The sequence below is a fragment of the Amycolatopsis sp. lyj-108 genome (assembly GCF_046549005.1).
In the GTDB taxonomy this organism is placed as follows: domain Bacteria; phylum Actinomycetota; class Actinomycetes; order Mycobacteriales; family Pseudonocardiaceae; genus Amycolatopsis.
In genome coordinates, this window is record NZ_JAJPWQ010000018.1 from 112,731 (window position 1) to 124,383 (window position 11,653).

Annotated in this window: 8 protein-coding genes; 4 read left to right on the forward strand and 4 right to left on the reverse strand. The window is 69.7% G+C overall.

The window, feature by feature from the left end; translation table 11 throughout:
* Positions 1 to 81 precede the first annotated feature (81 nt).
* Positions 82 to 3,168 (forward strand): BTAD domain-containing putative transcriptional regulator, encoded by a 3,087-nt coding sequence (locus ACLJO0_RS42535; RefSeq protein ID WP_410585584.1) that lies wholly within the window; start codon positions 82 to 84, stop codon positions 3,166 to 3,168.
* Between the two features lie 201 nt (positions 3,169 to 3,369).
* Here the strand turns inward: ACLJO0_RS42535 and ACLJO0_RS42540 are convergent, their stop codons facing one another.
* The 3 genes from ACLJO0_RS42540 to ACLJO0_RS42550 are packed head-to-tail and all read right to left on the reverse strand — an operon-like array spanning position 3,370 to position 7,820.
* Entirely contained in the window at positions 3,370 to 3,666 is a 297-nt protein-coding gene (locus ACLJO0_RS42540) for a hypothetical protein (RefSeq protein WP_410585568.1), read from the reverse strand.
* Positions 3,659 to 7,057, reverse strand: a complete 3,399-nt coding sequence (locus ACLJO0_RS42545; protein WP_410585569.1) for a TM0106 family RecB-like putative nuclease — start codon at positions 7,055 to 7,057, stop codon at positions 3,659 to 3,661. Before ACLJO0_RS42545 ends, ACLJO0_RS42540 begins: the two co-directional genes overlap by 8 nt.
* Before the next feature lie 52 nt (positions 7,058 to 7,109).
* Positions 7,110 to 7,820, reverse strand: a complete 711-nt coding sequence (locus ACLJO0_RS42550; protein ID WP_410585570.1) for a GntR family transcriptional regulator — start codon at positions 7,818 to 7,820, stop codon at positions 7,110 to 7,112.
* A gap of 121 nt (positions 7,821 to 7,941) precedes the next feature.
* Here ACLJO0_RS42550 and ACLJO0_RS42555 point away from each other — a divergent pair, with 121 nt between their 5' ends.
* The 3 genes from ACLJO0_RS42555 to ACLJO0_RS42565 all read left to right on the forward strand — a co-directional run bounded on the left by ACLJO0_RS42555 (position 7,942) and on the right by ACLJO0_RS42565 (position 11,206).
* Positions 7,942 to 8,856, forward strand: coding sequence for a glycoside hydrolase family 16 protein (locus ACLJO0_RS42555; RefSeq protein ID WP_410585571.1), 915 nt, complete (start codon positions 7,942 to 7,944; stop codon positions 8,854 to 8,856).
* Between the two features lie 9 nt (positions 8,857 to 8,865).
* Positions 8,866 to 9,729 carry a sigma-70 family RNA polymerase sigma factor gene (locus ACLJO0_RS42560; protein WP_410585572.1) on the forward strand — a complete coding sequence of 288 codons (864 nt, stop codon included), beginning with the start codon at positions 8,866 to 8,868 and terminating at the stop codon, positions 9,727 to 9,729.
* A 124-nt stretch (positions 9,730 to 9,853) separates the two neighbouring features.
* Complete coding sequence (locus ACLJO0_RS42565) at positions 9,854 to 11,206, forward strand: deoxyguanosinetriphosphate triphosphohydrolase family protein (protein ID WP_410585573.1); 1,353 nt, start codon at positions 9,854 to 9,856, stop codon at positions 11,204 to 11,206.
* Between the two features lie 52 nt (positions 11,207 to 11,258).
* On the opposite strand, the gene ACLJO0_RS42570 is transcribed toward ACLJO0_RS42565, so the two are convergent.
* The coding region (locus ACLJO0_RS42570; RefSeq protein WP_410585574.1) for an HNH endonuclease at positions 11,259 to 11,653 on the reverse strand (395 nt) is incomplete at its 5' end.

Genomic DNA, 11,653 nt, shown 5'->3' on the forward strand with positions numbered 1-11,653 from the left:
CCCGGCGCGAATCAGCACCCGGTCAGCGACGACCGAGCGGCCGGGGCACGATGATCACCGTCGGTGAAACAGGAGGTGACGATGCGGTTCGGGGTGCTCGGCCCGCTCGTGGCCGAGGACGCGCGGGGTGCCGTCGGGCTCAAGGGGCCGCGACACCGGGCGGTGCTGGCCAGGCTGCTGATCGCCCGCGGCCGCGTCGTGCCGGTGGAACGCCTGGTCGACGACCTGTGGGAGCGCCCGCCCGAGGGCGCGGTCGGCGCCGTCCAGACGTTCGTCGGCGCCCTTCGCCGCGCGCTGGAGCCGGATCGCGCGCCCCGGGAGCCCGCTCGGCTGCTCGTCACGGTCGCCCGCGGTTACGCGCTGCGTGCGGAGTCCGTCGACGCCTGGGACTTCGAGGCCGCCGTCGCCGCCGCCCGCGAACTGCTCGACGCACGGCGGGCGGACGCGGCACTGTCGCAAGTGGACACGGCGCTCGCGTTGTGGCGCGGGACGGCGTATGCCGAGTTCGCCCACGAAGGCTGGGCGCGTGGCGAGGTCTCCCGCTTGACCGAACTCCGGCTGCTGGCAGGAGAATTGCGTGCCGAAGCGCTCCTCTCGCTCGGCCGGGCCGCCGAGGTGATCCCCGAGCTGGAACCACGAGTGCGCGAATACCCGTTGCGGGAGAACGGTTCCCGGCTGCTGGCCCTGGCGCTCTACCGCGCCGGGCGGCAGGGTGACGCGCTCACGGTGTTGCGCACCGCGCGCAAGCTGCTCGCCGACGAACTCGGCATCGATCCCGGCGCCGGCCTGCGGGAACTGGAAGCCGACATCCTGGCGCAAGCACCGCGGCTGACGCCGTCCGTGCCCAAGATCGCCGAACGGCCGCTGGTCGGCCGCGACGCGGAGCTGACCAGGCTCGAGGAAGCCGCGGCCCGGTCGCGGCTGGTGCTCGTGTCGGGCGACGCCGGGGTGGGGAAGACCGCGCTCGCCGAGGCGTTCTCCGCCCGGCTCGCCGCACGCGGCTGGGCCAGGGCCTGGGGGAGCAACCCGGACGACGAGGGTGTGCCGCCCGCCTACGCGTGGACCCGGATCCTGGCGACACTAGCCGACGCCGGATACGGCCCCGCGCCGAAGGCGGAACCGGTGTCCGAAGATCCCGTCGCCGCGCGCTGGCGATGGCATCGGGCGGTCGCGTCCTACCTGGCCGCCGCCAAGCCGCTGCTGCTCGTCCTCGACGACCTGCACTGGGCGGGCGAGGAGACGCTCGCGTTGCTGACCGCGGTGCTCGCCGAGCCGGTGCTGGTCGTCGCGACCCATCGAGGCACCGACCCGCCCGCGCGGCTGACGGATTTCCTCGGCAGGGCCGCGCGCCACGAGCCGGTGCGCGTCTACCTCGGCGGCCTTCCCGAGACCGAAATCGCCGACCTGGTCCGGGTCACGACCGGAGAAGAAGTCGACTCGCGGACCGCCGCGGTGATCCACCGGCGCAGCGGCGGGAACGCGTTCTTCGTCCGTGAACTCGCCCGTCTGCTGGCCGACGAGGGCCCGGCCGCGCTGGACGCGGTGCCGCCGGGGGTCCGCGACGTCGTCCGGCACCGGCTGGAAGCGCTACCGGACGCGGCGAGGACCGTGGTGCGCCGGGCCGCGGTGATCGGTACGGACGTCGACCTGGACGTACTCGAGACACTGGCCGGGGAAGCCACGCTCGACGCGGTCGAAAGCGCTGTCCGGCAAGGATTCCTGACCGAGCCGGCGCCGCGTCGATTCCGGTTCGCGCACGCGCTCGTGCGGGACACGCTCTACCACGATCTCTCTCGTTCGCGGCGTGCCCGCGAGCACGGCGAGATCGCCGAGGCGCTGGAAGGTCTGCGCCCTGACGACGTCGATGCCTTGGCGCACCATTTCGTGCTGTCCGAGGAGCACGCGGACCGCGCCGCACACTACGCGCGGGCCGCCGCCGAGCGGGCCGAAAGCCGTTTCGCGCAGGCGGAAGCGGCGAGACTTTGGGACGCCGCGCTCACCGCGTTCGATCGGTCCGGCGCCTCCGACGCGGAGAAGCGGCTGGAGCTGATCATGGGCAAGGCGCGTGCTTCGGCCGTCGCGGGCGGCCTCGGCCAGTCCCGGCGGCATCGGGCCGAAGCGCTGGAACTGGCGGAAAAGCTGGACGATCCGCTGCTGACCGCGCGCGTGATCGGCGCGTTCGACGTCCCCGCCAGCTGGACCGAGAGCGACGATCCCGCACTCGCTTCCCGGATCGCGGGCGCCGTCGAGCGGACCCTCGCCGCGTTGCCCGCAGATCGGGAGGCCGAGCGGTGCCGTCTGCTGGCCACGCTCGCCGTCGAACTGCGGAACGCGGGCGGACGGCGGGCCCGCGACGCGGCCCGGGAAGCCGAGACGCTCGCCCGCCGGATCGGTGACCCGGCGCTGCTGGCCTTCGCGCTCAACGCCCGGTTCCTGCAATCCTTCGACCGCGCGGGGCTCGCACCCCAGCGGGCCGGAATCGGCGAGGAACTCGTCGAGCTCTCCAGGCGGCATGGGCTGGTGACGTTCGAGGTACTCGGGCATCTCGTCCTCGTGCAGGCGAAGAGCGCGCTCGCGGAGTTCGCGGCCGCGAACCGGCACGCCGCTTCGGCGGACGAACTGGGGGAGAAGTACGATCTTCCGCTCGTCGGCGTGTTCACCCGGTGGTATCGCGCGATGCGGGCCGCGATGACCGGTCCCGGCGGGGAAGCCGCCTACCGCGCCGCCGCGGCGGGTCTCGCCGGAACCGCGATGTCCGGAGTGGACAACGGGATCCTCGCGCTCGCCCTGTTCTGCGACCGGATCCAACGAGGCATGCCGGCCGAAGCGAGCGAAGAAAGCTACGGCGCTTACGAAAGCTGGTGCCGACCGGTGCTCCCGATCCCGGACTCGCCCCGGGACCTGCTGTACGAGGCGCGCACCTGCCTGGCCGCCGTCGTCGCGATCGAACTCGGCGACCGGACGGCGATGGAACGCCTGTACGCCGAGCTTCTCCCGGCCGAGGACGAGATCGCGGGCGCCGGGAGCGGGATGCTCACCCTCCGCCCGGTCGCGCACTACCTCGGCGAGCTGGCCACCGCCCTCGGCCTGCGAGAAGCGGCCGCCGAGCACTATCGGAAGGCGCACGCCATCGCGGTGAAGGCCGGGTCACCGCACTGGGTTTATTGAGAGGTAAGGGAGTGATGGCCTATCGGGCCGGTGCGAAGGGGACCGAGGGGCTGAATGGCACACGGCCGGTATTTCTGCGGTGCCGGTCCCGCTGGGGCTCGAGCTTGAGCCTGGGGTATGTCGCGAAAGCCACTTTCGGGACGCCAGAGGTCGCGAAAGTGGCTTTCGCGACACGACACCTTTGCCGTATCCCGGGCTGACTCACTGCTCCCGCATCGCGCGGCGGATCTCGGCCAGCTTGTCCTTGGCCGCCTTGTCGCGGTCGGCGATCTTCTTGTCCAGCGAGGCCACGTCTTCTTTGCCGCCGATGCCCGCGAGTTCGGTCGAGCCCAGCGAGGTCGTGTACCGCTGCTCGATGCGGTCGCGCACGTGATCGAACGAGGGCACCCCGGACTCGCTGTAGTCCGGGTCCGGAACCTGGACGGGCGGCACAGGGGTCTCCTCGACGATCTCGGCGTCGAGGATCTCCGGCTTCTTCTCCGGACTGTTCTCACTCATGGTCACTCCGTCCTGCGTGCCAAGGCACGGCTTCGGTCATCAACCCGAGCATGCCCGAAACCAGCCGCATCTGGTCGACCGTGCGGATGTCGGCCTCGACCAGCCGCGGCGAGCAGACCACGATCGCGAGCGCCTGCGCCCGCGAGAGCGCGACGTTCAGCCGGTTGCGGGAGAGCAGGAAGTCCAGGCCACGGGGCAGATCGACGGCCGAAGACGAGGTCATGGTGGTGATCACCACCGGTGCCTCCTGCCCCTGGAACCGGTCGACCGTGCCCACCCGGACGCCCGGATACCCGGCCTGGTCCAGGGCACGCGCCACGACGCGGGCCTGCAGGTTGTACGGCGCCACGACCAGGATGTCCTCGTCGCCGAGCGGCCGGGGATCGCCGTGGTCGGTCCAGGCGCGGCCGTGGAGTTCGGACACGAGGGCGGTGACCGCCTCGGCCTCCTCGACCGACCGTGTCGTGTTCCCGTGGTGGTCCACTTCGGCGAGGTACAGGCCCGCCTCGACGCCCTCGATCGCCCGCTCGGCCGCCGAAGGATGCGAGTGCAGGCGGCCCGCGTAGGACAGCTGAGACACCGGAGAGCAGACCGCCGGATGCATCCGGCGGGTCTCGTCGAGGAAGTACCCGAGTTCGGCCGGGATGATGTCGGCCTCGCCGATCAGATGCCCGAGCGCGGACGCCTCGGCACCCGCCGGATGCATGCCCTGTACGACCTGCGGCAGCTGCTGCGGATCACCCAGCAGCAGGAGGTTCTTGGCGCACATCGACACCGCGAGCGCGTCGGCGAGGGCGAACTGGCCGGCCTCGTCGATGATCAGCAGGTCGAAGGGCTCTTCCCGGATCGCGGCGTTCGCGAACGTCCAGGCGGTCCCGCCGACCAGATGCCCGGTGTCGTGTTCCTCGCGCCATTTCACCAGCGCGGGATTGGTCTTCGGCTGCTCCCAGGGCGCGGCCGGATCCGGAGTCCGCTTGGCGCGTTTGGCGCACGGCAGATCCGGCGCGTTCTTCAGCGCGGCGGACAGCACGTTCTCCACGGCCTTGTGACTGGTCGAGGTGACCGCGATCGTCTTGCCCGCGCGCACCAGTTTCGCGATCAGCCTGCCCGCGAGGTACGTCTTGCCCGCGCCGGGCGGGCCCTGGACGGCGAGCGCGGAGCCGTCGAGTGCCTCGACGGCCTCGATCACCGTGTTCACCAGATCCGCCCCGGGTTCCGGCAGGGGCCGGTCGTCACGCAACCGCGGCGACGTGCGCCGGAGCAGATCGACGCCGGGATGAGCGGGCAGCACCGGCAGCGTGTCGACGACGAGCCGGGCGAGATCCGCGACCGCGTCGTCCTTGGGGGAAGGCCGGACCGGGCTCCCCGGCAGCACCGCCACCGGCCGGTCCGCGGTGGTCTCGTCGGGCGGGCAGCTTTCCTCGAGGGTCAGTTCGACGGCCGTGGCCGAGACCACCTTGGCGTCCCGCGCGGCCGCCCCGTACCGCAGGCGGACGTCGTCACCGGGCGCGAAGGGATGCGGCCGGTCCGGGTCGCAACGGAGCATGAGCGAGCGTTTCGCCTTGCGGACCCGGCCCGAAGGCGGCACCCATTCCCCGGCCTCCAGCGAAACCGGGACGGTGCACGCGTTGTCGGTCTCCAGATCGCCGAGCGGGGCGGCCAGCTGGCGGAAGTACTCCCACCACGCGGGATTCGTCTCGCGGCGGTGGTAGCCGACGGACGCGGCCAGCAGCGCGCGGGCGCGGTCCTCGCCGGTGAACCCGGCCGGGTCGTCGGGCAGGCCCTCCAGCAGCGGATCGACCAGCGCGGCCAGCTGCGCGGCGCGTTCCGCGCGTTTCTGGGCCGCGACGTCCTCCTCGGTCTGCCGGAGCAGAGCGTCCACATCGGACTCTTCCGGCGGCTCGGCGAGCCCGATCCCTTCCTCTGCCCGGACCTTGTGGAGGAACTCGAACAACCGCAGCGTGGAAACGCAGTCGTATTCGTTGTAGTCGCTGATCCCGCGCAGCACTTCGTCCGCGTGTTCGGTCTCGCCGGATGCGGCGAGCGTCAGGTACTCCTCGTAGGCCTCGATACTCGAAACCGCCGTCTTGACGTCGCCGTCGCGGGCTTCCGGCATGTAGAGCGGTTCGAGGTACTTGATGGAGTACGACCGCTGCGAGACCCGGAGTGCCTTGCGCACCACGGAATACAGATCCACCAGCCCGCCGCTGCGCAACAGGTGGTCGACGGCGTCCTCGCGGGTCCCGTGCACGGCGGCGAGCCGTTTGATCGCGGTGACCTCGTACGGCGCGTAGTGGTAGACGTGCGAACCGGGATGCTCCGCGAGCCGCGCGGTGGCGAAGTCGACGAACTCCTCGAAGGCCCGCTTCTCCTGCGCCCGGTTGTGCGCCCAGAACGGCGTGAACTTCGTGTCGTCGTCCGCGGTCACCGCACCGAAGAGGTACTCGAGCCCTTCGCCGGCCAGGGCGTAGGGATCGCCTTCCATGTCGAAGAAGACGTCACCGGGCGCGGGCGGCGGCAGGGTGGCCAGCGCGTCCGGATCGATGATCTCGTAGGCGATCTGCCCGGTGGCGTCCTGCCGGACCTGGATCGCGGCCTGGGCGCGCAGCGTGGTGAACGACGTCGTCGAGATGTCGCGCGGCCGATCCTCCGGGGTGGCGGTCGCAAGTGCGTCGATGGTGCCGAGACCCGCGGCGGCGAGTTTCCGCCGCTGGTCACCGCGCATCCCCGCGACCAGCGAAAGGTCGCGATCGGCTTCGCGGGCGCTCGCGCAATGCGCGGCGTAGGAGCAACCACCGCAGGCGGGCCGTTCGTCGGCCCACAACGGGACCGGCAGGGTCGGCGGCCGGTTCCGTAGCCGGGCGCGGAGCCGGTCCACCAGCGGGAGGAAGTCGTCGACGCGGAACGAGCGGGTGCTGTGATCACCGAGCAGCAGGTGCATCCGCGGACCGGCGGGCCAGCCGGCGCGGCGAAGGGCGTCGGCGTACGCGGTCAGCTGGACCACCGCAGCGGGCTTCGCGTGCCTGGCCAGCTTCGTGTCGTAGACCTCGTAGCGGCCTTCGTCGTCCCTCATCAGGAAGTCGGCGCGGCCGGAGAACTCACCGTCGTGGAAGACCGCCTGGTAGATCACCGGTGCGCCCGCCCGAAGCGCCTCTTCGGTGGCTTTCGCGGCGACGACCGGGTCTCGTTCGTCGATCTCGACGACGGCGCTGCGCTCGCCGCGCAGCTTGTCCAGCGTCGCGGCCTCGTGCGCGCGCCCGTGCGTGACCGCCAGCTGATCCGGCCCGGAGCCCGGTCGCGGCGCTCCCGGGAGACCGGCGGCCAGCGCCTGGTTCAGGAGGCTGCGGTGCTCGCATTCGAGCAGGTCGGCGAGATCGGACGGGGTGTACATCGCCCGGGAGTCTCGCACGGACTCGCGGCTGGACGGCCCCGGCGCGCCGGAGTCAGCCGGAGGTGTGGTCGAACGTCAGATGCGAGGTGATCCGATAGCGGTCGCCACGGTAGATCGAGCGGGTGTACTCGATCACGCGGCCGCCCTCATCGCGCGTGGTGCGCTCGAACAGCAGCGCGGGGGAGTGCTGCGGGACGCCGAGCAGGCCGGATTCGTCGGCGTCGGTGACGGTCGGCTCGATGATCTGCACGGCCGTCGCGGGGACGACCTCGTACCGCGTGCGGAGCAGTTCGTAGAACGAGCCGGACTCGAAGCCCGCGGCCGTGATGTCCGGTACGAGATCCCGCGGGACCAGGATCCGTTCGATCGCCATCGGCGCCTCTTCGACGACGCGGACGCGGGTGACGGCCACCAGTTGCCGGGCGGGGGAGACCTCGAGTCGTTTGCCGAGCCGCGCGCCCGCGGGGATGGTGGAGAAGTCGATCACCCGGCTGGTCCAAGGGCCTTCGGCGGGCGGGGCGAACTGTTCGCCGCCGGTGGCGGGCACGAGATCCTGGGAGATCTTGCGCGGTGCGGTGAACGTGCCGCGGCCGTGTTCGCGGACCACGAGACCGTCGCGTTCCAGCTCGTCGATCGCGGCCCGCAGGGTGGGGCGGGAGACGCCGATTTCGGTGCTCAGCGCGCGTTCCGAAGGCAGGACCTCGCCCGGCTGCCGCCGCTCGATGAGCAGGCGGAGCCGATCCTTGACCTCTGTTCGCCGCATGACCACAGCCTACCCAGTGGTCATCTCGAATTGGCTGGTGGACAAGTTGTCTAGACCTATTGACTTTACCACTTCACCGGGCGACGGTGGTGGAAACTGACCAGTGGTAAAGGGGACAAGGATGCCGAACCCAGGGAAGTTCCGTTCCGCCACCGTCGCCGCGTTGTCGGTCGCCGCACTGGGACTCGCGCCGGGTACCGCGACCGGAGCGCCCGCTTGCGGGCAGCTGTTCGACGATTTCCACTACACCTCGCATACCGACGGGCTCTTGTCCCAGCACGGCTGGCAGGTGCGTTCCGGCGCCGGCGGCCCTGGCGTCGGCGGCGCGCGCTGGGCCCCGGAGGGCATCACGTTCCCGACGTCCGGCGGCGACAAGGTGCTGCAACTCGCCTCCGCCACCGACGGCACGCCCGCGGGCACGACGCAGACCGAGATCATGCAGCCGGACCGGCGGTTCTTCGAAGGGACCTACGCGGCGCGGATCCGCTTCTCCGACGCGCCGGTGTCCGGCCCCGACGGCGACCGGATCAACCAGACGTTCTTCACGATCAGCCCGCTCCGCTACGACAACGACCCGATCTACAGCGAACTGGACTTCTCGGAGTACCTGCCCAACGGCGGATGGGGTGAGGCGGGGCCGGTGAACTTCCAGACCAGCTGGCACACCTACACGCCGGACCCGTGGTACGCCGAGAACAAGAGCGACAGCCAGCGCCGCAGTATCGACGGCTGGCATTCCGTCGCCGCGACCGTGGCCGACGGCCATGTGCGCTACTACATCGACGGCGTCCTGGTGGCCGACCACGACCGCGGCGGGCCGTTCGACGTGTACCCGCGGCAGAACATGTCCCTGAATTTCAACCAGTGGTTCATCGACCTCACGCAGCACAGCGGTGGCACGAGCACCTACCTCGAGCAGGTGGATTGGGTCTACTACGCGAAGAACGAGGTCCTGACGCCACAGGCGGCCGCCGATCGGGCCGCTTCGTACCGGTCGTCGGGCGTGCGGTTCGCCGACGATCTCGGAGGCTGTTAAATGTGAACGGTGGATCAGCTGACTGAACGTTTCGAGGAGCACCGGACCAGGCTGCGGGCGGTGGCGTACCGGATGCTGGGTTCGGTCAGCGAGGCCGAAGACGCCGTCCAGGACACGTGGCTGCGGCTCGACCGCACCGACGCGAGTGAGATCGAGAACCTCGGCGGCTGGCTGACCACGGTGGTGGCGCGGGTGTGCCTGAACGTGCTGCGCTCGCGCGACCACCGGCAGGAGGAACCGCTCGACGACCAGTCGTCCGAGCCGATCGACTCCTCGGTCGATCCCGCCGCCGACGCGGTGCTTGCCGACTCGGTCGGACTCGCGATGCTGGTGGTCCTGGACACGCTGGCCCCCGCCGAACGGCTCGCGTTCGTCCTGCACGACATGTTCGCCGTACCGTTCGACGAGATCGCCCCGCTGATCGACCGCACCCCGGCCGCCGCCCGGCAACTCGCGAGCCGCGCCCGGCGCCGCGTCCAAGGCCGTTCCGTCGCCGCGGAACCGGACGTCGCGCGACGCCGTCGAGTCGTCGACGCCTACCTGGCCGCGGCCCGCGGCGGAGACTTCGAGGCACTCCTCCAACTCCTGCACCCCGACGTCGTCCTCCGCGCCGACAAGGCCGCGGGCCCGTCGCGCGCGCCGATCTTCCTGCGGGGTATCGACACGGTGGCCCGCGGTGCGGCGGCCGCTTCGGTGCGGGCGGCCGTCACCCAGCTCGCGCTGGTGAACGGCGGTATCGGACTCGTGATGGCCGACGAAGGACGGCCTTCGGTGGTCCTCGCGTTCGCTTTCGTGGACGGGAAGATCAGCGAGATCGACGTCATCGCGGACCGGGATCGGTTGTCGGGGCTGGACCTGGTAATGGTGGACTGACCCGGGGTTGCGGTTCGGTCGCGAACGAGTACCGATGGGCCGCCCGTTGGCTTGAGTCGTTAACGGTTCCTTGTCGTGGTCCGCCTTCTTTTCAAGGCTCTTCGAGCCAGGACGAGGAGAGACCATGTCGGAGGGAACTGCCCGACGCCACAAAGTGCAGGAGGAGAAGGAGAGCTATCGGGACGCGTATCAGCGCGACCGGGACCGAGTGCTCTATTCATCCGCCTTTCGGCGGCTGGCCGGAGTGACTCAGGTCGCCGCGGTCAGTGAGCAATTGGTGCTGCACAACCGGCTCACGCACAGCTTGAAGGTCGCGCAGATGGGGCGAAGACTCGTGCAGCACCTGCGGCATCAAGCGGGTTCTCCCGAGTCGGGATTTCCCGCCGGATCGGACTTGAACGAGGATGTCGTCGAGACAGCGGGACTGGTGCACGACATCGGGCATCCTCCGTTCGGGCACATCGCCGAGGAGATACTGAACCAGCGCCTGGTCGAGGTCGCCAGCCTTGAAGGCTTCGAAGGCAACGCACAATCCTTCCGCGTGGTGACGAAACTGGCGCGGCGTAAGAAAGAGCACCCCGGTCTCAACCTGACCCGGGCGACGCTGAACGCCATCCTCAAGTATCCGCGCCTCAAGACCTGTGACTCGTGCAAGACCACCGCGCTGTGGACTGATCGTGGTTACGGCGACAAGTGGGGTGCCTATCAGGCCGAGCGGGAAGACTTCGAATGGGTACGGGAAAGCAGCCATGGCGAGTTGAGAAGTGCGAACGCTGTCCTGATGGACTGGGCTGACGACATCAGCTACGCGACCCACGACCTCGAGGACTACTTCCGGGCAGGGTTGATCCCGTTGCACGGTTTGTCCGTGGACAAGGAGCGCATCGTCAAGCACGGACTCCGTCGCTTGAAAGAACAGAAAGGGTTCGACGAGTCCCGCTTCCGTGATGAGCTGGACACGATCATCGATGAGTTCGGCGGCCACCTTCACTCGCAGTTCTGGGAGACACGCCGGAACCGGGTGCAGATGAACAAGATCACCAGTAGCCATCTCACCCGGTTCGTGGAAGCGGTCCGGCTCCTCGGCGAACCTCCTTACGTGGCGGTCGATCTGGCCAGCCAGTACCGGGTCGCAGCGCTCAAGGAACTTACGTGGTTCTACGTGATAGACAGGCCGCCGCTGGCGATACAGCAGGAAGGTCAGAAGAGGATCATCGGCTCGCTCTTCGATCGATTGATCACATGCTTGGAGAAGTCGCCGAACAGTCCGAAGATCCCCATCCAGCTTCGGGTGATCTATCGCGATATCGCCCATGACGACGTGGCCAAGGGAGTCTCCGAGAAGAGCAAGGAGGCTCGATGCGCTCGGGCCGTCACCGACTACATCTGCCTGCTCACCGAGGCGCAAGCGGTCGACCTCGGCGAGCGGCTGGCGGGTCGGTCGCAGAGTTCGATGTTCGGTACCTGGTTCAACTGAGCGTGGGCATGCCGAGGGGCCCGTCGCCAAGTGGTCGGCGGGCTCCTCGGGTTCAGCGGTGGTTGTGGCGGGGCTTCTGTAGCGGGTCGAGGTATTGGGGTGGGATGAATTCGGGGCGGCCGTTGGTCATGCGGGCTTTCCAGCCGGATTGGCCGTGGATGACCATGTGGTGGTAGCGGCAGAGCAGGCAGAGGTTGTTCAGGTCGGTGTCGCCGAGTTGGCTCCACGGCAAAATATGGTGGGCCTCGCAATGTTTCGGCCGCCGGTGGCAGCCGGGGAAGGCGCAGCCGTGGTCGCGCAGGTTCAAGGCCCGGCGTTGGGCGGGGGTGACGCTGCGGGTGGCGCGGCCGATGTCGAGGGGTTCGCTCTCGGTGCCGAGGACGGCGGGGATGATCTTGGCGTCGCAGGCGAGCATGCGGGCGTGGCGTGCGGTGATCTGGGTGACTC